The organism is Paenibacillus agaridevorans, from assembly GCF_018604145.1.
Lineage (GTDB): Bacteria > Bacillota > Bacilli > Paenibacillales > Paenibacillaceae > Pristimantibacillus > Pristimantibacillus agaridevorans.
The window spans coordinates 150001-171936 of record NZ_CP075889.1 but is presented as its reverse complement, the minus strand read 5'-3'; the positions used below and the strand labels follow the sequence as shown (position 1 = coordinate 171936).

Below are 21936 nucleotides of genomic sequence, written 5' to 3'. Positions count from 1 at the left end.
CAGGTCCTAGCTTCATCCAATCTTCTCGGTACTGAGAACCGAACTTTTTGAACACGCACTTATAGGGTGGCTGCAACTTTACGAATCGCTTCAATGACATCGTTACAATCATCATCCGTCATATTTTGATGCAGATTTATCGCGATAGCACGGTTTAGCCAGTCAATCGTTTGCGGGCACATATCTTGCGAATATTGGACATTGCCTTTGTAGCTCTGACAGTTCCAAGGGGTATCATTTTCCGAAGCGCCCTGCTTCTCCATTACGTATTTCCAATTTTTAAAGATATGCCGATCGGCAAAACCATTATTGTTAATCGTGCCGTTTGGAATGCCTTCTTTGACCAACAGCTTCGAAAATTGTTCGGATTGCTCCAATGTATCCAAGTAAAAAACCAAGCTGTAAGAGAGATCGCCTTGTGGATCCGGAATACGTTGAAGCTGTATTTGCGCGATATCCTTGATCCCATCCACAATGACCGATTTGACCTTCTGAAGTCGAGATACAAGAGAATCGATCCGCTGTGATTGAGCAAGCGCAAGCGCCGCGTTTAGCTCACTGAGTCTGTAGTTCTCGCCAGCAAAAGGAACGGTTTCGGCCATTTTGTTCATATCCCAGTACACAAAAGCAGAATCATGATAAATCATAGCTCGCGCGTTTATAGATGGATCATTGGTAACGAGCATGCCGCCTTCGCCCGCAGTAACCAGTTTATATTGCTGAAAGCTAAAGCAGCCGGCATTGCCAATCGATCCAAGCGCCTTGCCTTTGTAGGAACCGCCATTTGCTTGTGCCACATCTTCGATCACAATAAGGTTATGCTTTGTCGCGACCGCCATAATTTCGTCCATCTGGCAAGGAACTCCACGCATATGGACGGGAATAACCGCTTTCGTATAAGGGGTAATAGCCGCCTCCAGCGCTTGCGGATCCATCGTTAATGTGTCATCTACATCTACAATGACTGGAACTGCGCGGGCAATTAAGACGGCCGCCGCAGTAGCAATGTAGGTGTAAGCCGGTACGATTACTTCGTCTCCCGGTCCGATGCCCGCTCCAATCAACGCAACTACAAGCGCCGAAGTACCGGCATTAACGCCTAGACAATATTGTACGCCTAGCCGATTACTGTACAATTTCTCCAATTGATACGCTTCCGAAAGCTCGTTATCGCTTCCGCTGTATCGGAACACTCTCTTTTTGTCCAGGACACGCAGTACATACTCTTTTTCCAGCTCACCAATTTCCGCCGTGCTGACTAAGCCGAAATCCCATGGTTTCGTACGTACCGGAGTATGATTATCATGTAATTGCATCGAGTTCCCTACTTTCCTACCGTTATTTTTTATAAACTCTCGACTAGCTCTGCCGCAGCCCGAACAAATAGATTAGAAACGGTTTCGTCGTAAGGGGTAACATTCATTTCGTATCCACCCAGCCCATCACGGAACGCCTCTACGGTCGGCAGATACCCATGGCATCCATTCGCAAGTCCGGACATCAACGTAAACGACGCTGGGGAATACGGTTTAATCAACCTCTCATAGCCATTAAAAACCTCGCAGGATACGGCAAGCAGCAGCAAATCCCCGATTCGGAAACCTTGCAGCGTCACGTCGATCGTTGGCATAAAATATCCTTGACGCGTTGGAAGCGTGACTTGCTTCTCTGCCGCTTTCATCGGAAGTATGCCAATCGGCTGCAGGTCTTTCGCTGCGTGAGCAATATCCCGATGCAACGCTTGAGCCATCTCGAGCACCCAACGATACGTATCTTCTGTTTCTGTCCGGTAATGGTCTCTCGGGCCCACATTTCCAGAAAACCCTTGAATGAACAATGACACAAAACCTTCTTTAAACGTCGATTCGTACTCACTCATCGCCAGTCCGACAAATTCGCTGGAAACCCGATTAAACGGATTCGCCAGCAAGGTTGGATGAACCGCACAGTTGACGATTGCCCCCAGAGCCTCGCCGTCTAGCGACTCAATCATAATGAGATGGAGCGAATGATCAATGGGCAATGTATCGTTATGCTGCAGATGAGGTCTGCGATTTACCGATACGCTGCATTGTCCGGCAGCTGCACGAATTTGTACGTCCTGCAGCCTTTCGGCCGTTTCTGCAATCATTGCCGCGATTCGGGAAGTATACTTCTCGCTAAAATGCTCGGGGGCGCTATGGGTATGCGTGGCATGCACAGATACGGTAAATTCCTCTGTTTGAGCTGCATCCGCCCATAACCGTTTAGTCCCTTCCGGGAACGTTTGGAGCAATTGACGATAAGGCTCCATTTGCCCATCAGGATTAGGCGACAGGTAGTCCTTTTCGTTCGTGAGACAACAGTCGACACTAACAATCACTTGCCGAGATCTTCCATCGTCCAAAATCAAAACCCGCGCATACAGTTCATCCAGTATGTCTTTGTCAGGATTCGCAATGTATAAACTAGGATCATAACCTTGCAGCGGCGCCAGCTCCTCTGGCGTTATCTTTACTTTTCCAAACGCCGCCTTCACTCCTCCATCTTTCATCGCTCGTATCCCTCCCGATTCGATTCCTTTATATAATTCATTAAGTGAATTATATAACCGATAAACCCATTTGTAAACCCCATAACTAAAATATTTACGCACTCAATAAAGCTTTCAATATCCACTGTACAGTTGATTCTTCTATATAATTCACTAATTGAATTATATAGCTGTGAGTTAGCGGATTGAGAACCTCGAGAATCAAATAACAAGCTATCTAATAAGTGAGTAATAAGAACAAATCACCTGAAGGTGATTCAAGTCTGGGAGTCGCATAATTAGCGTATCCGGATTCGCTTGGCTGACAAAATAGTCGAGCGGCCCACCCAAGCATAGAAATACGCCCGTTAAATCAAGGTACATATTCTAATACTTGTTTGACAGCTCAATGGCCGTCGTTATTCCAGGCTCTACTCCTCCGGAATGGCCAAACGCACCAAAAATCCGCAGCCTTGACGGTTGCGGATTTTTGAGTTTCATAGCGGTCCCTTCAATTCTCCATCGACATAAACGTCCGCGATCCCTCCGTTAAATGCGATAGTTCCGTACACAGTAGCCCGCGTCCCATAAAACATAATCTCAACGGAACCCCCATCATCCAGCGCATAACGTTCACTCCCTCCATGCAATGAGGCGTTAGTTAGTGTAGACCAACGTTTGCTGTAAGTAACGAACGGGCTTGTATCGTCAATAACTGCAGGCTCAGAGCTTACTGTTATTGAAGCTGATCCCGGCGAAACAATGCCTCTCAGGTTTACTGCGTATAATTGGTACTTGCCGGGTTCCATATGCGAAGTGTCGAACGATACCTCTATCCCCGCTGACGCATCTGCCTTCAATCCGTATACCGTGCCATCTACTGCCGACAAGACGGCTTGCTCAAGCTCGCTTTCAGAAGCATACGCTTTTGCCGGCACCAGGTACAACTTGCCTGGCACCGAGCTTGTAGCCGTCACCGCAGTTCCTGTGGCGGCACAACAACATGAGCACATTAAACTTGTAGTACGATGCCAGGACAAAATAATTAGTCCAAATAAATCGTATCAAATGGATAATTCACTCTATGCACGCGATATTCTCGGGGGGAGAAACCGAGATAAGCTTTGAAGATTTTACTGAAGTAGCTGGGACTTTCGAAGCCACATTGTTTGCCAATATCCTGTGCGCTCATTTCTGTTGTACGTAGCATGGTCACAGCAGCTTCAATTCGGCGCCGACGCAAATATTCCAGCGGCGAAGAAAGTTTGTTCCGTTGGAACAAGCGGCATAAATAGGCACCTGATACCCCGCAATATGCCGCAATATCCTCCAAAGTGACCGGAGTGGTAAGGTTTTCTTTGATATAATGTTTGGCTTTTTCTACTATAGAAGAATTCTCTGCCTGTGTATTCAAGCCTGCATCGGGAGTAAATAAGGAGAGCATGAAGCGGTATAACATAACGGACAGCTCTGCACAATCGGAAAGTTTTTCTTCGGATACAGCTTTATACATGTCCCAAAAACTGGACAATGACAAGCTGCGATCGCGCAAGGCAATAACTTCTCCTCCATGTTCGATAATGCGGTCCCACATGCGAAACGCATCTTCACCTTTGGCATTCAGCCAAATAAACTCCCACGGTTCCCCTGTCTCCACCGCATAGTAATAGCGGTGATCACTCGGAATTTTTACGATAAAAGCTTTTCCAGGCGTGAGTCTGTATGTCTGGCCATCCAATTCAAGCCTGCCTTCCCCACTCAAGGTATATTGAAAAATAACATGACCATTGTCGGTGCGGGTATGCCCATTATTGCCGTAATAGGGTGAATCAGTAGATTGCCAACCAATAGAATCGAGCAGCAAGTAAGGGAGAGCTTCTGTATATCTGAATGCAAACGCGCCTTGTTCCATGATTAAACCCTGCCTTTCTGCAATCTTTCTCTAGTTGAGTATACCGCAAATTTTTTCTGAAATTAAGGTCATTATTGTTATAGTTTATTCAATATCCTTAGATTGCGAACAATAAGTTCTATTGCTATGATGAAACCATCATAGCTAGAGGAGGTCATATTGTGACCAGTATTTCACCAGTATTCGAGACACGCTGTCTAAGTTCTCTGAGTAAAGTGTTTGCAGACTCGGATCTACTTGATTCACAGATCAATAGCGGAACAGCTTTGTGGCATGAAGTATACTCCTTTCAAGTAGCTTATCGCAGTAGCACCTTATCAAGGTTTCTTGAAGTATCTGTCAAATCCGAAATGAAGCCTTACATCACTTTGCGGTCTGTAGGCTTGGCACCGTCGGATATGCCGACTTTCGCGCAAACAGATGATGATTATACACGCACAACTCCCGGTCTGTATCCGGATATTTTGTATCCTGTCGAGCAAGGTGTGCATGCAATTCCGCATCAATGGCGTTCGATTTGGGTAACGGTTGCGTTGCCGTCTATCGCAGCGGCGGATGCGGCGCAAGCCAAGAAATCTTTTGCTATCACACTTGCTTTTGCAAGCAGCGAGGGTACTCACTTGGGAGAAGAACAGTTTACACTGGAAGTTCTTCCGGCTGAGCTGCCGCCACAGCAACTGATTCATACAGAATGGTTCCATACGGATTGCATAGCAACACAATATAAGGTAGAGAGGCTCGGCGAGGAGCATTGGGAGCTTATCGAGAAATATGCGAGCAATGCCGCCAGACATGGTGTGAACTTGTTACTTACCCCGCTATTTACACCGCCGCTTGATACGGCAATTGGAGGAGAACGTCCGACAATTCAATTGATTGGCGTGAAGCAAGTCGCAGAACATACGTATGAGTTCAATTTTGAGAAGCTTGAGCGCTGGATTGCGATGTGTGAGAGAGTCGGCATTCTCTATTACGAGTTCTCACATTTGTTCACCCAGTGGGGGGCGAAGCATGCTCCTAAAATTATCGCGGAAGTGGATGGAGAGGAACAGCGCATTTTCGGATGGGATACGGATGCTGGCGGAGAAGCCTATTGCGCGTTCCTTGATCAATTTTTACAGGAACTTGTTGCGTTTATTGAAAAGCGCGGTATCGAGAAGCAAGTGTACTTTCATATTTCGGATGAGCCGCATAAAGAACATTTGGAGCCTTACCGCCAAGCCAGCGAAATTCTGAAGAAGCACTTGGGTAATTTTGCTTTCCTTGATGCTTTGTCCGACTATGATTTTTACCAACATGGATTGGTAGATGTGCCTATTCCGGCGACTAATCATATCGAGCCGTTTATTGAGAATCAAGTGGAGCCGCTATGGACGTACTATTGCTGCGGACAATATGTCGACGTAGCCAATCGTTTCTTCGGCATGCCATCTTATCGTAACCGGATTATCGGTGCACAAATGTACAAATTTAATGTAAAAGGTTTCCTGCATTGGGGCTTTAACTTCTGGTACAGCCAGCATTCCCTTAAAGCGATTGATCCGTTCCGCGTGACGGATGCCGATTGCGGTTTCCCTTCCGGCGATGCCTTTGTTGTGTACCCGGGCGCTGACGGTCCGCTGGACTCCTTGCGTTGGGAAGTGTTCTATGAAGGTTTGCAGGATATGCGCGCGCTTCAATTGCTGGAGAAGCTTGTGGGCAGAGAGCAAACAATGACGTTGTTAGAGCTGGGTTTGCAGGAAAAGCTTGCTTTCGATCAATATCCGAAAAGTTTGGATTGGCTGCTTCAGACTCGTCAGCGTATTAATGCCGCAATAGCAGATGCCGTAGTCTTAGCATAATAAGGACTTTGGGAAATTGTAGACTAACCGCATGAAAATTTTCTTGTTTTACATTGCCAGAATCGAGCAGGAGGGGGCGCCTAACCCCCGTCTCCGGGTAGAAGGGCCACTCAACTGGTGGCCCGAACTCCCACAGAACCCGGCGTGCGGATTTCCCGCACCGGGCTCTTCAGAAATGGATTCACAGCATAGCGTAGGTCTTTAATCGATTATAAGGGAAAATATCGCCTCGACTGACCTTGATCAGTTCCACCATCATGCGAATGGTGGTCGTCTTCCCCCGCTCCGTTGGTGCCTAAGAAACTCCCAGTTGATGGTGTTCAGTAGGACTGTTTCCAAGGGTGTGATTTCAGTAAAGCACCGTTCCATACCAAATTCAAAGCCTCAATCATCGGGAGCTACTACAAGCTCGCTATCCCACTTCATCAGACCCGCTATCATCTGGTGCCATTCCAGTTCCGAGAGAACTCGCCGATCCGCAAGATTGTAAATCTCGCCAACAGCGCCATTTGGCGCATGCCGGTTGGGATCCTGTTCCCTGTAAACCGTGCCAAGGCACACGACGATCGTATCTAGCACAGAACGAATAATTTAAGTTTACACTAAATTAAGTTTTTGCTAAAATATGCTCATGAACAATCACATTTTCACCGCATTCAGCGACCCGAATCGCAGACGGATGCTGGACATTCTCAAGCATGGCAAACGGACGGCAGGCGACCTCTCTTCCTCCTTCGACATTAGCGGCTCCGCCGTATCCCAACATTTGAAGGTGCTTTTGCAAGCCAGGCTGGTCGGCGTGGAGAAGCGGAAGAACAGTCGAATTTACTATTTGCGAAAGGAAGGTTTTGAAGATTTACAGCAATATTTAGGGCAGTTTTGGGACGATCATCTTACGGTGCTGAAGCAGTTGGCCGAAGCCGAAGAAAGGGAGAAGGAGCAGTGATGAGCGATGTAGGCATTAAGCGGGAAATTTTCATTGAGGCAAAGCCCAGCACGATTTTCTCGTATTTCACCGATGCCGCCAAGCTTCGTTTATGGTTAGGCCAACAAGCAAAGCTGGAACCGGCAGAGAGCGGCCGCATCGAGATCGATATGAACGGACACGATATCGTGCTCGGCACGTTCAAGACGATTGACCCTTATGAGCGAATCGTATTCACATGGGGGTGGAAAGGAAGCGACGTCCATCCGCCGGGCTCTTCCATTGTGGACATTGCGCTGAAACCCGATGCCGGCGGTACCTGGCTGCACCTCCAGCACTCCTCTGTACCGGAGTCCGAACGGGAATGCCACGAGGATGGCTGGAATCGCAATTTGCCGCAGCTGCGGGATGTGTTAACGAACGATGGAACGATCGGTCAGGGAGCCTCATAATGGGAGCGACTATAGTGGATCGAATCCGCTGGGCAGTCGATGTGCTTGCGATCTCTCCGTCCGACCGGCTGTTTGAAATCGGCTGCGGCAACGGAGCGGCGGTTGCTGAAATTTGCAGGACGTTGACAAACGGCAGCATCACCGCTATCGATCGATCGGTTAAAATGATTCGCCTCGCTGAGAAAAACAATGCAGAGCATGTCGCATCCGGTAAGGCTCGCTTTCTAGCCGTTTCTTTGCATGAAGCCGATTTTGCCCAAAGCCGGTTCAACAAAATTTTTGCTGTAAACGTCAATCAGTTTTGGCTGGAGCGCGATTGCGGCCTGGACCTCATGAAACAGATGCTGGCGCCCGGCGGCGCCGTCTATGTGTTCAATCAGCCTCCGGCAGCAAGCAAGCTGCAGCTTATTGCCGATCGTACCGCCGGCCATTTCATAAGCGCCGGGTTTGCGATCAAGCACATGATCGCCCATGAGCTGTTACCGGTTCCGGGCGTATGCATCGTTGCTGAAGTAGACGAATCCAAAAACGGGAGTGACAACGAATGAACGATCGAAGCGGCACCGTCGTTGTCGTCACGGGAGCGGCGCGCGGCATCGGGCGCGGCATCGCATTGGTGCTCGGGGAAACCGGCGCCACCGTCTATGTCACCGATATTGAATCCCGGAGCCGAAAGACGTCGCCCTTGCCAGGCACGGTCGAAGATACGGCGGAGCAGGTGACGGCCAGAGGCGGGAAAGGTATTGCGATCCCCCTCGACCATACGGACGACAGCGCCGTCTAAGCGTTGTTTACGAGTATTCGAGATGAACACGGCGGGATCGATCTGCTCGTCGCCAATGCTTGCAACGGGAACGCGCTCCCTTTCCAGAACGGCCCGTTCTGGACGCTTCCGCTTGAAAACTGGCGGAACATGATCGACATCGGCGTTCGAAGTCATCTGGTTTCCGCTTGGTACGCCGCGCCGCTGCTCATGGAACGGAAAGGTCTCGTAATATTGACCGGATATACGGATCCTAAGGCGGACGTGATGGGCAATCTGTTCTACGATCTGGCGATGAGCAGCGTGAGTCGGCTTGCCCGTTCGCTTGCTCGCGATTTCCGTTCCCAAGGGGTTGCCGCCGTGGCGCTCTCTCCCGGATTTACGCGAACCGAAGCGATTGTAGCGGCGATCGGCGAACGACCGCCGGGGAGCGATTCCATCGAGTTCCCGGGGCGCGCGGTTCAGGCGCTGCTTACGGATCCGGACGTGCAGCGATACTCGGGCCAAACGCTGCGAGTCGCCGATGTTGCGGTGGAATACGGCTTCCGCGATATCGACCCGCCCGGCGAAAGCTTGTAGGGCTCCACGCATGAAGCGCAGCAACGTGGAGCCGAATGCCGGGGGACGAGAGGCGAGAGCGGCCCATCTCGATATGATACGCGGGCTGGCGCTGCTCGGAATCGTCATCGCCAATATGCCGCTGTTTGCGTCCGCCTCCGTCTATATGAATATGGTGAATGTTGAATGGTGGAGCGCAGCGGCAGATCTGCTCGTGAAGCAACTGATCTATATCGCCATCGACTATAAGTTTATTTCGATATTTTCCTTTTTGTTCGGAGCGGGCTTCATTCTATTTCTCCAAAATGCCGAACGAAAAGGCCGAAGAGGAACTGCGCTTTACATAAGGCGGCTTGTTGTGCTGCTGCTGTTCGGCGCGTTGCACAGCTATTTCATTTGGCTCGGCGATATTTTGCTTGTGTACGCGATGCTCGGTTTTGCCCTTCTCGCCTTCTACAGACGCAAGCTGAATACGCTTCTGTACACCGCGCTCGGTCTTTTGCTGATTCCCGCCGCATGGATTGCGGCTCATACGTTTGCGCCCGAGCTTGTCCCATGGGGACTTCCTCTCGGGCCGTCGGCGGACGAGGCATTGCGGCTGCTACACGATTCAAATGCGGTTTACAGCGGCGGCACGTACGAGGAAATATTTCGACAGCGGCTTGTCGACCTTTCCCATTTGCAAAACAGCTCGTTATTAACAATTCCTTTAACGTTCGCTATGTTTCTACTCGGAGCGTATGGCTGGCAGAAAGGATGGCTGCGCGATCCGGACCGCCATGTTGCGGCGATCCGTAAAGTTTGGCGGTGGAGCGGCGGCATCGGAATTTTGTTTCTGGCGTTCCAGCTTTGGCTGTACCATACGGTAGACGCGGGACAAATCGGGTTTAACACCGCGCATTGGGCGGGTATCCTGATCGCCGGTCCGGCGATCGCGCTGTTTTATATGGCCAGCCTGCTGCTGCTCATTCGGCGGAGCTTCTGGAGACAGCTCTTTACGCCGCTCCAGGCTGCGGGACGTATGGCGCTTACCAACTATTTGCTACAGTCCTTCGTATGCACCTTCCTGTTTTACAGCTACGGTCTCGGATGGTACGGTCAAATCGCGCCATCAATCGGGCTTGCGCTATCCTTGCTCATTTTTGCGGTTCAAGTTTGGCTAAGCGGACTATGGCTGCGCCGCTTCCGCTTCGGACCGTTCGAATGGGTTTGGCGTTCCTTGACGTACGGCAAACGTCAGTCGATGAAAAACCGCTGCCTCGCATCCGGTGACGATTAGAACTTCCTGTTCCACAAAACAAACCGGTTCGTGTTTTTGGACAGTGGTCATTGGACATCGATAGGCCCTTAAGACGAAAAACAGATAAGGCTCGCTATATTTGAATGATATAAGCAGAACCAACCAGTCTATTTCAACAAATAACATCTTAATAGATGCAGTTCATCCTGATCCATATGGCGTAAGTTACTTTTTTCGGGAAACATTCCACTACTCACATCTTTCACGTAATGTTGAAAAGCGGTTAGCATATGCTGATCCAATTGTCCATAATCTTTAGCGTGTCGAAGCTTCTTAGGCGTTAGTCCCAATAAATCATGTGCAATTAAAACCTGCCCATCTGTAAACCTCCCAGCCCCTATGCCAATGGTAGGAATCAACAAACGCTCCGTCAGCAGAGCTCCTACCTCTTCAGGAACAAGCTCGAGTACCATCATACAAGCTCCCGCACTCTGCAAGGCGTCTGCCGCCTCGACTAGTGACCTCGCTGTTTCAAACGTCTTGCCATGAACGCTAGCCTCAGTATGTTTTTGAGGATTAAATCCTAAATGGGCCCATGTTTCAATACCTCTTTTGGAAAGGTCCTCTATTACAGCCAGTTCCAGTCCTTCCAATTTAACTCCATCTGCGCCATGGTCAATCAATTTCATCGCAGTAGTACGCGCTGCTTCAATCGTGTCATAGGTTCCATAAGGCATATCGGCCAAAAGATAAGCATTCTTTATACCCCTGCGGACTGCCTTAAGGTGATGAATCATGTCCTCTAACGTAACGTCCTTCTCATGCTCATAGCCTAACTCATTGGGGCCGAGTGAATCACCGACAAAAATAACATCCATATCTGCCTGGTCCTGCAAGCGAGCCGTAGGGTAGTCGTAACAAGTTAACATGGAAATTTTCTGTTTCAATTGCTTTTTGCTACGTAAATCTGACAATGTTTTTTTCAAAGCGCGTTCCTCCTTGTCTCTGTTCACGAATGAATCAAAGCGCGGTTTAAGAAAAATTTTGCTATGCTGTTTAGTCAGGTATCAGCTCCATTTGGATGCAATCCGGACATCTCTAAGTATATCAAACCTTTATTCTGATTGTAATGATCAATGTTTTAAGCATCAATGTCTTCCGCATAGCCAACCGGCGACTTGCTCGTCATGATTTGCGAGATAAAGCGCTGAAAGAAGCAGCTGTGGCCAGTTCTTCTTTGATGATTATACATGCCGAGCGCACCCTCGATCATTGTCACAATATCGGCGCAGCTTATAGGAGTAACCCCGAGCCGGGTAAGCCAGCTTATATTCCAGCCCGTTTGCTTAACGCGGCTGCCTACCCACCCGGCTAGTACTCATATGTGTTATGATATAGCTAAAAAATCATGGATAGGAACGTGTGTATGGCCAAAGATGATCAGCGTCAATGCGAACGGAAATTTGAGAACGCATACAAAAGTTCACCTCTACCTTATCAAATATATAAGATTGAATTGTTTAATAATGTGGAAGAACAACAAAAAGGGAAGCAGCTCCTCCATTTTATAGTTGATCGATCCGGCTGCGCTGCGGGGACTCCTCCGTCGCCGCTCGAGTTTCACGAATCTCCCTCGGGAGGGTCATGCCGATGAGGGGGGCTGCGGAGGGTCAGCAGAATGGGCAGCAGGAGCATATTGAGACGCTGCCGCTTTTCTCCACCACGGACAAGGGTGTAAGGATGACGTTGTTCCGTCCTGACCGTCACACCGGACGCGCTGCTCCGCTGCTGCCGTGGCTGATCGCAGCCGCTGCATTATGGGCGATGACAGGCTCCGTGCCGTTCGGCGCTCTGCTTGGCCTAGCGCCGACACCGGCGATCAGCATGTTCCTCGGCCATCCGGCCACGGTGAGCGTCGCCGTGGTGCTGCTGTTCGTCGCAATCGGTGCGACCGTCGGATTGTACTCGCGAGCGGACGAGCAGTTCGGACAGATCAGAGTCGCCGGATTGTTCGCGATGCTTGCAATCGCAGGAGGACTCGTTGCAGCCGCAGGAGTTCTCCTGCTCTGGACGCTGAGTAGCGATACGTCGCGCCCCTTTGACCTCGAGGCCCTCGCGACGTCGCCGACAATTCCGCCGGAGCTTGGCGCCGTCGTCGGAGCCAGCTTCGCGCTCTGGGCCGCTATCGTGCTTCTACGGTTGCCCCGCTCGATCGCCCACGCCCGGCGGCGTCAGGCGGATATCGAGCATCTATACGCGAAAGGCTCGTCATTCACCGGGACGCTAACCGCCGTGAACTTCACGAACAGCTGGCTCTTCGATCTCCCGGTATTCACTGTCGAGGTAGGCTACATGGTCAACGGCGCTTCTCGTGTCATCTCAGCGCACATGCGCACCAGCGCAGACCGCGTTCCCGTCGTCGGAGCGCGCATGCTCGTGCTGACCGACGATCGCGGAACAACCCACGTAGAGCTGGACCCCTCCAACGAAGCAGCATTCGAGCCGGACGTGAGTAAGTACGCCGCACCGGAAGGCTGATTTTGCGGCCCTGACCGCTTCGCATTGTTAGCCCGTTTGCTTGGAAACCTGCGATACGTGTGAGCCTTTTTATGGTGAATCCTGCGTTTCTTTTTTAGAGGCAATCCTGGCCAAGAGGAGCGATTTACCGATTTTCGTTCAGGGCTCCCGATTGCCGACTTCGGCAATGGGAATGCGGAAGACGACCTCGGTGCCTTGTCCGGGAGCGCTGATGATGGTCAAGCCGCGGTCGTAGTTTTGCTTCAATCGTCTGTCGGTATTGGAAAGACCGACTCCCGCTTTGTTCGCTACCGAATGATTCAACACATCGCGAATGAGAGCCTCTTCCATACCCACGCCGTTGTCTTTGATGGAAACCGTTGCTTCCCGTTCATCCTGCCTGACAGCGATCTCCACCTTGCCGCCGCGCGACCGTTTGAGAATGCCGTGTTTCAGGGCGTTTTCGACAAGCGGTTGTATCGTTAGCGGGGGCAACTCGACAAGCAGTGGTTCATCCAGATGCCAGGATACTTCCAGCCTCTCGGCAAATCGCTCCTGCTCGATGGACAGGTAGGAACGAACCAACATCAACTCATGTTCGATCGGTACGACGCGGTTGAGGTTCCGGAAGTCGAAGCCTGTTCGCAAGTAGCTGCTGAAGGCATCGAGAACCTGGCGCATGCGTGCCGTGTCGATCTCGCTCAGCGCCCCGATTGTGTTCAACGTGTTGAACAGAAAGTGAGGCTGAATCTGCGCCTGCAGCCAGGCCGCCTCCATGCGCAAATGTTCTTCGAACGAACGTCGGGTGGCGATCAACGAGCGTACCCGGGACTTGAGTTCGAGGGCGTCGACCGGCTTCGTTACATAATCGTTGGCGCCCGATCGAAAGCCGGTGCCGATGTCCTGCGGATGATTGCGCGCCGTCAGCAACAGAACCGGAAGCTCAGACAAGGAGAAACGTTCCCTGACCGCTCGGGCCAGTTCATATCCGGACATGAGCGGCATCATCACATCGGCGATGATCAGATCGAAGCGGGTTTCGCCTAATCGCTTCAGTGCTTCCGCCCCGCTAGAAACCGGGGTAATGGAAGAGTCTTCTGCAGCCAGCAGGTTTTGCAAAATTCTCAGATTGACCGGATCGTCGTCGACTGCAAGAATGCGGGCGACGTTTTTGCCATGCTCTTCGTTCCGGGCAGCAGTATCCGCTCCATCCAGTGAGGCGGCAACGATTTCTCCGCTTCCGGCCGCTTTCCTTTCCGAACCTAACGTGGCGTCAGGCTTCGTCCGCTCATTCGCAAGCTGTCGCGTTTCTGCAGCTGCCGCTTCTGCCACGCTCAGCAGCGGAACGGAGGGCGAGAAGGGAAGGGTGAAGCTGAAGTCGGCCCCCTGTCCCGGAGAAGAGCGCACGTCCAACCGCCCGCCGTGCAGTTCCACAAGCTGTTGGCAGATGTGCAGGCCGAGCCCCAGGCCGCCGCTGCGCCCGGTTTGGCTGCCATTCCCTTGCTCATACGGGAGGAAAATGCGGTCCATCGTCGCTTGATCCATACCTACCCCGGTATCGCGAATGCGCAGGATCGCCCGGTCGCCGTTGTACGCCGCAATTAACCGAACTTCGCCGAAATCGGTGTAGGTGATGGCATTATGCAGCAGATTAAATAAGATTTGCGTTAAACGATTCTCATCCGCATGGACCGGCGGGAAGTCATCGGGAATGTCCTGTACCAGACGAACCGGCTTGTTCTCGGTCATGAAACGCAGCATGTCGCATACCCCCGCCGTGATTGAAGCAACGGATACGGCGCGAAGATCAAGACGAATCTGGCTGTCTTTCAGCCTGGAAACATCTAGCAGATCGTTCAACATCGAGGACATGCGTCTCCCTACCGTAATCAACAGATCCAGGTTGTCGCGGTCTTTGTGCTCCAGCGTATTGTTCGGATTTTCCCGTACAGCTTGGGCGATATTGATGATGCCATGCAGCGGATTGCGCAGTTCGTGAGAGGTATTGGCAAGGAACTCGTCCTTGCGTTTATCCTCGTCTTGTAATCGCAGCGCGAGCTTTTTCGTCTCTGATGTGGCCTGGAAAAAACGTTTGAACCAAAAAGCAGCGAAGCTGAACGAGGCGATGACAAAATCGAACGGATAATAGTATACTTCTATTAGCGTGCTGCTGGAAAGCAGTCCCCAAGCAGTGCTGACGAAAACGCTGATGGTGGCCAGCAAAATAAACACGTAATCTTTCAACCCTTGCAAGATAGAGCGATAGACGATGATCGGAACGAGCAGGTAGGTGCCTGATACAAAGATGAGCTCCAGCTTGCGGGTGATATCATCCATATAAAGATGAAGCGGAAGCAGCAGACGCAAATCCAAAATACCGTTCTCTGCCAGCGGATGATCCGCGGGTTGGATCAAGCTGTAATAAAAAAATCGCAAGCTCACCAAGGCCATTATAAATAGAAGTGAAAGGAGTAAAAGCTTCAGGTTCTTGTTTATGTTCATGATTTAATTTATTTCGACGAGGCAAAATGAATTCCTGCTACGTTATCATACATGTAGTCGTATCCTGTCAGTTCAACAGTCGGTAAGGATGGTATTGTGCGCAATTATCGAAATTCAAACCACTTCGTTCCAGCGGCGACTCGTCGGCGGCACCTGCTGCGGCAATGCGAAGCTTCTCCTTCAGCGGGGACGTGCGATTGCACATGAACCGCGGAACCCCGCTATCGTTTGGCGAAGCGGCATGAATAAGGAACGGGTGGCACAGATGGTGAGAGCCTTCCACGACAAGCGTCCTTCCGCCCTGCGATCCGATATCCGAGAAGAGACACAAACAGAGCAGCCCTGATCCGCGCGTCGACGTAATGGCGGAAATGAATGCCTTCCCAATGCCAGCCCACGTTTGGGAATGTCCATTCCACTTCCGCCCCGTAGGAAAAATTGCCGGCCACCACCCCCAGCCAGGGAACTCCCCTTCTTCGCCAACCACATGCCGCCGAAGCATACGCCCTTCGCCCGCCAGCTTCGGTATCGCATTTTCAGCATTAATATTGCATTACTCGCATCACATCTTTATAGCCAATAGTTTCATTTATTTAATCGATCCGCCGAAGTATGTTCCAAGCCTTGGAACTATACTCTCGGCTTTTTTAAACAGCAGCAGAAGTTAATCAGTTATTAGAAGTGGTGAAGGGGACAAGCATACTGTTACGACCGGCTCTTTGATGGGAAACTGGTCACCATTTCAAAAGGCCGGACAAAAAATAAGTCGAGCCGCCATACGCTTCCCCTCGTTAGACGCCTTCTACGACTTTCTGATACGTTTAAAACAGCAGCAAGAAGCAGATAAACAGGTCTGTAAGGAATCTTATTGTACGGACTATCTGGGCTATATTTATGTAGATAAAATTGGCGATCGAATCAAACCCAACTATCTTTCACAACATTTTGCTCTCGTTTTGAAAAAAAACAATTTCTGGCATATCCGTTATCACGATCTTCGCCATAGCTGCGCCACTCTGCTCTTGAGCAATGGCGTCAGCCTAAAAGAAATTCAAGAGTGGTTAGGTCACAGTGACTACTCCGCAACAGCTAACATTTATTCTCGCCTGGAATTCAGTTCAAAAGTATCCTCAGGAAACACAATGAATGGAGTAATCAAAATATAAAAAAAGCCCATTAGATATTCTCTAATGAACTGTCAGTTGTTAATGTGGTGCCGGTGAGAGGACTCGAACCTCCACGGTTTCCCTCACGATTTTGAGTCGCGCGCGTCTGCCATTCCGCCACACCGGCATTTCGAGAAGATAATGGCGCGGCCTAAGAGATTCGAACTCCTGACCTTTTGATTCGTAGTCAAACGCTCTATCCAGCTGAGCTAAGGCCGCTCATTATGGTATTGTGGAGGCGCCACCCAGACTCGAACTGGGGGTAGAGCTTTTGCAGAGCTCTGCCTTACCACTTGGCTATGGCGCCAGAAGAAATGATGGAGCGGAAGACGGGAATCGAACCCGCGACCCTCGCCTTGGCAAGGCGATGCTCTACCGCTGAGCCACTTCCGCATTGATGGCTGGGGATCTAGGGATCGAACCTAGGAATGACGGAGTCAAAGTCCGTTGCCTTACCGCTTGGCTAATCCCCAACACTAGATACTTCGTTTGTGTGTGAGTTATGGGGCGATCGAGGGGAATTGAACCCCCGAATGTCGGATCCACAAACCGATGCGTTAACCACTTCGCCACGACCGCCACGCTACACACTAAATTAAATCTGGCAGGGGCAGCAGGAATTGAACCCACACCAAAGGTTTTGGAGACCTTTGTTCTACCTTTAAACTATGCCCCTACAAACTGGTGGAGGATGATGGATTCGAACCACCGAACCCGAAGGAAGAGATTTACAGTCTCCCGCGTTTGGCCACTTCGCTAATCCTCCAAAAAACAATGGTGCCGTCGAGAGGACTTGAACCCCCAACCTACTGATTACAAGTCAGTTGCTCTACCAGTTGAGCTACAACGGCAAAAATAAAAACATACTTAAATGGTGGCTCGGGACGGAATCGAACCGCCGACACGAGGATTTTCAGTCCTCTGCTCTACCGACTGAGCTACCGAGCCTTATGATGCCATAAATGGCGGAGCTGACGGGATTCGAACCCGCGGTCTCCTGCGTGACAGGCAGGCATGTTAGGCCTCTACACCACAGCTCCAGATCATTAATCTCGGACATCTCCGATGGTAATTGGTTGCGGGGGCAGGATTTGAACCTGCGGCCTTCGGGTTATGAGCCCGACGAGCTACCGAGCTGCTCCACCCCGCGTCAGTAAGAAATTTTCATGGTGGAGGATGACGGGATCGAACCGCCGACCCTCTGCTTGTAAGGCAGATGCTCTCCCAGCTGAGCTAATCCTCCATGGCGAGCGACTTTTATATCATATCACATCTTTATGTATGATTGCAAGTCGTTTTTGAAGATTTTTTTAAAGAAAAGTTGGTGACCCGTAGGGGATTCGAACCCCTGTTACCTCCGTGAAAGGGAGGTGTCTTAACCCCTTGACCAACGGGCCTTACTGGCAGAGAGGAAGGGATTCGAACCCTCGATACGTTGCCGTATACACGATTTCCAATCGTGCTCCTTCGACCACTCGGACACCTCTCTGTATGGCTCCCCGAACAGGACTCGAACCTGTGACAACTCGATTAACAGTCGAGTGCTCTACCAACTGAGCTATCAGGGAATATGCTTCAATGTTTGCACATTGAAAACTGGATACGAAAGTTGCTGAATCTTTAGCTTGCTTACCGGCTGTATGACCAAATAAGCGATTAGGATAAGCCCTCGACCGATTAGTATTCGTCAGCTCCACACATTGCTGTGCTTCCACCCCGAACCTATCAACCTCGTCGTCTTCAAGGGGTCTTACATACTGGGAAATCTCATCTTGAGGGGGGCTTCACGCTTAGATGCTTTCAGCGCTTATCCCGTCCGTACTTGGCTACCCAGCGGTGCTCCTGGCGGAACAACTGGTACACCAGCGGTACGTCCATCCCGGTCCTCTCGTACTAAGGACAGCTCCTCTCAAATTTCCTACGCCCGCGACAGATAGGGACCGAACTGTCTCACGACGTTCTGAACCCAGCTCGCGTACCGCTTTAATGGGCGAACAGCCCAACCCTTGGGACCTACTTCAGCCCCAGGATGCGATGAGCCGACATCGAGGTGCCAAACCTCCCCGTCGATGTGGACTCTTGGGGGAGATAAGCCTGTTATCCCCAGGGTAGCTTTTATCCGTTGAGCGATGGCCCTTCCATTCGGTACCACCGGATCACTAAGCCCGACTTTCGTCCCTGCTCGACTTGTAGGTCTCGCAGTCAAGCTCCCTTATGCCTTTGCACTCTTCGAATGATTTCCAACCATTCTGAGGGAACCTTTGGGCGCCTCCGTTACATTTTAGGAGGCGACCGCCCCAGTCAAACTGCCCGCCTGACACGGTCCCCGTACCGGATTCACGGTACCAGGTTAGAACTCCGATACGATCAGGGTGGTATCCCAACGGCGCCTCCACCGAAGCTGGCGCTCCGGCTTCAAAGGCTCCCACCTATCCTGTACAGATCGTACCAAAGTCCAATATCAAGCTGCAGTAAAGCTCCATGGGGTCTTTCCGTCTTGTCGCGGGTAACCTGCATCTTCACAGGTATTAAAATTTCACCGGATCTCTCGTTGAGACAGCGCCCAATTCGTTACGCCATTCGTGCGGGTCAGAATTTACCTGACAAGGAATTTCGCTACCTTAGGACCGTTATAGTTACGGCCGCCGTTTACTGGGGCTTCGGTTCACAGCTTCGGGTTGCCCCTAACCGCTCCCCTTAACCTTCCAGCACCGGGCAGGCGTCAGCCCGTATACTTCGCCTTACGGCTTCGCACAGACCTGTGTTTTTGCTAAACAGTCGATTGGGCCTTTTCACTGCGGCCCCCTCGGGCTATTCACCCTACCGAGGCACCCCTTCTCCCGAAGTTACGGGGTCATTTTGCCGAGTTCCTTAACGAGAGTTCTTCCGCGCGCCTTAGCATGCTCTGCTCGCCTACCTGTGTCGGTTTGCGGTACGGGCACCATCACCTGGCTAGAGGCTTTTCTTGACAGCCGGAGTACATGACCTTCGCTACTGCAATTTTCGCTCCCCATCACAGCCCAGCCTAACGACTTGCGGATTTGCCTACAAGTCAGCCTCACTGCTTGGACGGGCTATTCCATCAGCCCGCGTCACTGCCCTTCTGTGTCACCCCATTGCTCATAACGGCTTACGGTGGTACAGGAATTTCAACCTGTTGTCCTTCCACTACGCCTTTCGGCCTCGCGTTAGGTCCCGACTTACCCTGAGTGGACGAGCCTTCCTCAGGAACCCTTAGGCTTTCGGCGGACAAGATTCTCACTTGTCTTTTCGTTACTCATACCGGCATTCTCACTTGAATACAGTCCACCAGTCCTCACGGTCCAACTTCAATCCGTATTCAACGCTCCCCTACCCAATGCAGCAAGCTGCAATGTCATAGCTTCGGTGGTGTGTTTAGCCCCGTTACATTTTCGGCGCAGAGTCACTCGACCAGTGAGCTATTACGCACTCTTTAAATGGTGGCTGCTTCTAAGCCAACATCCTGGTTGTCTGTGCAACTCCACATCCTTTCCCACTTAACACACACTTGGGGACCTTAGCTGATGATCTGGGCTGTTTCCCTCTTGACAATGGATCTTAGCACTCACTGTCTGACTCCCGGTAAGCATGTCAATGGCATTCGGAGTTTGACTAGACTTGGTAACCCTTGGCGGGCCCCGCACCCAATCAGTGCTCTACCTCCACGACACTCATAACCGAGGCTAGCCCTAAAGCTATTTCGGGGAGAACCAGCTATCTCCGAGTTCGATTGGAATTTCTCCGCTACCCCCACCTCATCCCCGCACTTTTCAACGTGCGTGGGTTCGGGCCTCCAGTGCGTGTTACCGCACCTTCACCCTGGACAGGGGTAGATCACACGGTTTCGGGTCTACGACCACGTACTCAAATCGCCCTATTCAGACTCGCTTTCGCTGCGGCTCCGGCTTTCCACCTTAACCTTGCACGTAATCGTAACTCGCCGGTTCATTCTACAAAAGGCACGCCATCACCCATTGATCGGGCTCTGACTTCTTGTAAGCGCACGGTTTCAGGTTCTTTTTCACTCCGCTCCCGCGGTGCTTTTCACCTTTCCCTCACGGTACTGCTTCACTATCGGTCACCAGGGAGTATTTAGCCTTGGCAGATGGTCCTGCCGGATTCCGACGGGGTTTCACGTGTCCCGCCGTACTCAGGATACACCTCGGAGAGAATGGACTTTTGGGTACAGGGCTTTTACCTGCTATGGCGGGCCTTTCCAGACCTCTTCGCCTAATCCATTCCTTTGTAACTCCATGTGAGATGTCCTACAACCCCAAGGAGCAAGCTCCTTGGTTTGGGCTAATCCGCGTTCGCTCGCCGCTACTGACGGAATCACTTTTGTTTTCTCTTCCTCGGGGTACTTAGATGTTTCAGTTCCCCCGGTATGCCTCTTCTTGAGCTATGTATTCACTCAAGAGTAACTGGACATTACTCCAGCTGGGTTTCCCCATTCGGAAATCCCCGGATCAAAGCCTGCTTACGGCTCCCCGAGGCGGTATCGTTGTTCGCCACGTCCTTCTTCGGCTCCTGGTGCCTAGGCATCCTCCGTGCGCTCTTACTAGCTTAACCTAGTATTTTCGATGAACTACATTGCTGCAGCCATCTGTTAATCCAGCTAAAGGATGTTTCAGCAGAAGATTTTCATCTTCTTTTTACTTTCGTTATCCAGTTTTCAAGGTGCAAATTCGCACATACTCCCGAAGGGGATGTGCTTGGTGGAGCCAAGCGGGATCGAACCGCTGACCTCCTGCTTGCAAGGCAGGCGCTCTCCCAGCTGAGCTATGGCCCCATAATGGGATCAACACTTCAGTGATGATAATGGTGGGCCTTAGTGGACTCGAACCACCGACCTCACCCTTATCAGGGGTGCGCTCTAACCAGCTGAGCTAAAGGCCCTCAGATATTCCGTTTTGAACTTCCATCCGCTTTACGACGTCCATTCCGCACCTGATGACCGCACATCTCGAATCGCTTCAAGGTCGGCATCGGAAACTTCATTAGTTATCGCATAAGCTTCATTGAGTATTCATCGATCAAGTTCCCGATACTCTCCCAAGGGAGAATAACGACGCTTCATCTAAGAGTTACCCGCTTGGCGACGTCCTACTCTCCCAGGACCCTGCGGTCCAAGTACCATCGGCGCTGGAGGGCTTAACGGTCGTGTTCGGTATGGGAACGCGTGGTTCCCCTCCGCCATCGCCACCAAACGGATTGCTACAGCGTTTTTCGATGACATCCTTCTCCGAATCGCTTCAGAAAATACGCATCATGCGAAAGATCATTGATCTTTCAAAACTGACAACGAGCGAGCAACAATCCTGCCTGAGAGTTACTGCTATGGAAGACATGCTTCCTATCCAGTCATCATCGTGACCGGGTATATCCTTAGAAAGGAGGTGATCCAGCCGCACCTTCCGATACGGCTACCTTGTTACGACTTCACCCCAATCATCTACCCCACCTTCGGCGGCTGGCTCCCTTGCGGGTTACCCCACCGACTTCGGGTGTTGTAAACTCTCGTGGTGTG

14 protein-coding genes, 18 tRNA genes, 3 rRNA genes and 2 pseudogenes (1 of these 37 only partly in view) are annotated in these 21936 nt (G+C 51.1%); 8 read left to right on the top strand and 29 right to left on the bottom strand.

Annotated features, from left to right (window positions below; translation table 11 throughout):
- Positions 1-59 precede the first annotated feature (59 nt).
- The 4 genes from KJW29_RS00735 to KJW29_RS00720 form a co-directional block, all read right to left on the bottom strand.
- Positions 60-1316 carry a DegT/DnrJ/EryC1/StrS family aminotransferase gene (locus tag KJW29_RS00735; RefSeq protein ID WP_214628367.1) on the bottom strand — a complete coding sequence of 419 codons (1257 nt, stop codon included), beginning with the start codon at positions 1314-1316 and terminating at the stop codon, positions 60-62.
- 29 nt (positions 1317-1345) lie between these two features.
- The gene (locus KJW29_RS00730; protein ID WP_214628366.1) at positions 1346-2533 is read right to left on the bottom strand and encodes a hypothetical protein; all 1188 of its coding nucleotides are present in this window, start codon (positions 2531-2533) and stop codon (positions 1346-1348) included.
- 476 nt (positions 2534-3009) lie between these two features.
- Entirely contained in the window at positions 3010-3489 is a 480-nt protein-coding gene (locus tag KJW29_RS00725; protein WP_214628365.1) for a hypothetical protein, read from the bottom strand.
- Between the two features lie 68 nt (positions 3490-3557).
- Positions 3558-4424: an AraC family transcriptional regulator gene (locus tag KJW29_RS00720; protein WP_214628364.1), complete on the bottom strand. Its 867-nt coding sequence runs from the start codon at positions 4422-4424 to the stop codon at positions 3558-3560.
- 383 nt (positions 4425-4807) lie between these two features.
- Between KJW29_RS00720 and KJW29_RS00715 the strand changes: the two genes are divergently transcribed.
- Complete coding sequence (locus KJW29_RS00715) at positions 4808-6265, top strand: DUF4091 domain-containing protein (protein ID WP_246608527.1); 1458 nt, start codon at positions 4808-4810, stop codon at positions 6263-6265.
- A gap of 220 nt (positions 6266-6485) precedes the next feature.
- Here the strand turns inward: KJW29_RS00715 and KJW29_RS36685 are convergent.
- Positions 6486-6567 (bottom strand): annotated as a pseudogene (locus tag KJW29_RS36685) (multidrug ABC transporter ATP-binding protein); the annotation flags it as partial.
- Between the two features lie 329 nt (positions 6568-6896).
- Here KJW29_RS36685 and KJW29_RS00710 point away from each other — a divergent pair.
- The 5 genes and pseudogenes from KJW29_RS00710 (at position 6897) to KJW29_RS00685 (ending at position 10242) form a co-directional block, all read left to right on the top strand.
- Complete coding sequence (locus KJW29_RS00710) at positions 6897-7211, top strand: ArsR/SmtB family transcription factor (RefSeq protein ID WP_181376441.1); 315 nt, start codon at positions 6897-6899, stop codon at positions 7209-7211.
- Positions 7211-7642, top strand: coding sequence for an SRPBCC family protein (locus KJW29_RS00705; RefSeq protein WP_246608781.1), 432 nt, complete (start codon positions 7211-7213; stop codon positions 7640-7642). Before KJW29_RS00710 ends, KJW29_RS00705 begins: the two co-directional genes overlap by 1 nt.
- On the top strand, positions 7642-8190 hold the full coding sequence (locus KJW29_RS00700; RefSeq protein ID WP_214628362.1) for a class I SAM-dependent methyltransferase: 549 nt from the start codon (positions 7642-7644) through the stop codon (positions 8188-8190). Before KJW29_RS00705 ends, KJW29_RS00700 begins: the two co-directional genes overlap by 1 nt.
- Positions 8187-8984: pseudogene (locus KJW29_RS00690) on the top strand (SDR family oxidoreductase). Before KJW29_RS00700 ends, KJW29_RS00690 begins: the two are co-directional and overlap by 4 nt.
- Before the next feature lie 10 nt (positions 8985-8994).
- The gene (locus KJW29_RS00685; protein WP_214628359.1) at positions 8995-10242 is read left to right on the top strand and encodes a DUF418 domain-containing protein; all 1248 of its coding nucleotides are present in this window, start codon (positions 8995-8997) and stop codon (positions 10240-10242) included.
- Positions 10243-10370: 128 nt separating this feature from the next.
- Here the strand turns inward: KJW29_RS00685 and panB are convergent, their stop codons facing one another.
- A complete protein-coding gene (gene panB / locus KJW29_RS00680; RefSeq protein ID WP_214628358.1) occupies positions 10371-11189 on the bottom strand; it encodes a 3-methyl-2-oxobutanoate hydroxymethyltransferase in 819 nt (272 codons plus the stop codon).
- A gap of 664 nt (positions 11190-11853) precedes the next feature.
- On the opposite strand from panB, the gene KJW29_RS00675 reads away from it, so the two are divergent.
- Entirely contained in the window at positions 11854-12741 is an 888-nt protein-coding gene (locus tag KJW29_RS00675) for a hypothetical protein (RefSeq protein WP_214628357.1), read from the top strand.
- Positions 12742-12879: 138 nt separating this feature from the next.
- On the opposite strand, the gene KJW29_RS00670 is transcribed toward KJW29_RS00675, so the two are convergent.
- Both KJW29_RS00670 and KJW29_RS00665 read right to left on the bottom strand, forming a co-directional pair.
- Entirely contained in the window at positions 12880-15156 is a 2277-nt protein-coding gene (locus tag KJW29_RS00670) for an ATP-binding protein (RefSeq protein ID WP_214628356.1), read from the bottom strand.
- 133 nt (positions 15157-15289) lie between these two features.
- A complete protein-coding gene (locus tag KJW29_RS00665) occupies positions 15290-15724 on the bottom strand; it encodes a hypothetical protein (protein ID WP_214628355.1) in 435 nt (144 codons plus the stop codon).
- A 220-nt stretch (positions 15725-15944) separates the two neighbouring features.
- Between KJW29_RS00665 and KJW29_RS00660 the strand changes: the two genes are divergently transcribed.
- Entirely contained in the window at positions 15945-16388 is a 444-nt protein-coding gene (locus tag KJW29_RS00660; RefSeq protein WP_214628354.1) for a tyrosine-type recombinase/integrase, read from the top strand.
- Positions 16389-16433: 45 nt separating this feature from the next.
- On the opposite strand, the gene KJW29_RS00655 is transcribed toward KJW29_RS00660, so the two are convergent.
- The 21 genes from KJW29_RS00655 to KJW29_RS00555 form a co-directional block, all read right to left on the bottom strand.
- Positions 16434-16515 (bottom strand) — tRNA-Leu (locus tag KJW29_RS00655).
- 15 nt (positions 16516-16530) lie between these two features.
- Positions 16531-16607 (bottom strand) — tRNA-Arg (locus KJW29_RS00650).
- 14 nt (positions 16608-16621) lie between these two features.
- Positions 16622-16695: transfer RNA gene (locus tag KJW29_RS00645), tRNA-Cys, on the bottom strand.
- An 11-nt stretch (positions 16696-16706) separates the two neighbouring features.
- Positions 16707-16781, bottom strand: a tRNA-Gly gene (locus KJW29_RS00640).
- Between the two features lie 5 nt (positions 16782-16786).
- Positions 16787-16861: transfer RNA gene (locus tag KJW29_RS00635), tRNA-Gln, on the bottom strand.
- A 30-nt stretch (positions 16862-16891) separates the two neighbouring features.
- Positions 16892-16967 (bottom strand) — tRNA-His (locus KJW29_RS00630).
- 23 nt (positions 16968-16990) lie between these two features.
- Positions 16991-17064: transfer RNA gene (locus KJW29_RS00625), tRNA-Trp, on the bottom strand.
- Positions 17065-17070: 6 nt separating this feature from the next.
- Positions 17071-17154 (bottom strand) — tRNA-Tyr (locus tag KJW29_RS00620).
- 9 nt (positions 17155-17163) lie between these two features.
- Positions 17164-17239, bottom strand: a tRNA-Thr gene (locus tag KJW29_RS00615).
- 21 nt (positions 17240-17260) lie between these two features.
- Positions 17261-17336, bottom strand: a tRNA-Phe gene (locus KJW29_RS00610).
- A 15-nt stretch (positions 17337-17351) separates the two neighbouring features.
- A tRNA-Asp gene (locus tag KJW29_RS00605) sits at positions 17352-17428 on the bottom strand.
- 33 nt (positions 17429-17461) lie between these two features.
- A tRNA-Met gene (locus KJW29_RS00600) sits at positions 17462-17538 on the bottom strand.
- Between the two features lie 17 nt (positions 17539-17555).
- Positions 17556-17631 (bottom strand) — tRNA-Val (locus tag KJW29_RS00595).
- A 79-nt stretch (positions 17632-17710) separates the two neighbouring features.
- Positions 17711-17785: transfer RNA gene (locus tag KJW29_RS00590), tRNA-Glu, on the bottom strand.
- Positions 17786-17789: 4 nt separating this feature from the next.
- A tRNA-Ser gene (locus KJW29_RS00585) sits at positions 17790-17877 on the bottom strand.
- Positions 17878-17880: 3 nt separating this feature from the next.
- Positions 17881-17956, bottom strand: a tRNA-Asn gene (locus KJW29_RS00580).
- Positions 17957-18045: 89 nt separating this feature from the next.
- Positions 18046-20978 (bottom strand): 23S ribosomal RNA (locus KJW29_RS00575).
- Positions 20979-21122: 144 nt separating this feature from the next.
- Positions 21123-21198, bottom strand: a tRNA-Ala gene (locus KJW29_RS00570).
- Between the two features lie 30 nt (positions 21199-21228).
- Positions 21229-21305, bottom strand: a tRNA-Ile gene (locus KJW29_RS00565).
- 194 nt (positions 21306-21499) lie between these two features.
- Positions 21500-21616, bottom strand: a 5S ribosomal RNA gene (gene rrf / locus KJW29_RS00560).
- Between the two features lie 182 nt (positions 21617-21798).
- Positions 21799-21936, bottom strand: a 16S ribosomal RNA gene (locus tag KJW29_RS00555); it runs 1417 nt beyond the window's last position.
- Together the 16S, 23S and 5S rRNA genes with 18 tRNA genes alongside form the textbook arrangement of a ribosomal RNA operon.

Excerpts from the sequence above, each read along its gene's own strand:
- KJW29_RS00660 (WP_214628354.1), top strand. The coding sequence starts at position 15,945 with ATGGGAAACTGGTCACCATTTCAAAAGGCCGGACAAAAAATAAGTCGA.
- KJW29_RS00675 (WP_214628357.1), top strand. The coding sequence starts at position 11,854 with ATGAGGGGGGCTGCGGAGGGTCAGCAGAATGGGCAGCAGGAGCATATT.
- KJW29_RS00735 (WP_214628367.1), bottom strand. The coding sequence starts at position 1,316 with ATGCAATTACATGATAATCATACTCCGGTACGTACGAAACCATGGGAT.
- KJW29_RS00705 (WP_246608781.1), top strand. The coding sequence starts at position 7,211 with ATGAGCGATGTAGGCATTAAGCGGGAAATTTTCATTGAGGCAAAGCCC.
- KJW29_RS00685 (WP_214628359.1), top strand. The coding sequence starts at position 8,995 with ATGAAGCGCAGCAACGTGGAGCCGAATGCCGGGGGACGAGAGGCGAGA.
- KJW29_RS00730 (WP_214628366.1), bottom strand. The coding sequence starts at position 2,533 with ATGAAAGATGGAGGAGTGAAGGCGGCGTTTGGAAAAGTAAAGATAACG.
- KJW29_RS00710 (WP_181376441.1), top strand. The coding sequence starts at position 6,897 with ATGAACAATCACATTTTCACCGCATTCAGCGACCCGAATCGCAGACGG.
- KJW29_RS00700 (WP_214628362.1), top strand. The coding sequence starts at position 7,642 with ATGGGAGCGACTATAGTGGATCGAATCCGCTGGGCAGTCGATGTGCTT.
- KJW29_RS00720 (WP_214628364.1), bottom strand. The coding sequence starts at position 4,424 with ATGGAACAAGGCGCGTTTGCATTCAGATATACAGAAGCTCTCCCTTAC.
- KJW29_RS00665 (WP_214628355.1), bottom strand. The coding sequence starts at position 15,724 with ATGCTTCGGCGGCATGTGGTTGGCGAAGAAGGGGAGTTCCCTGGCTGG.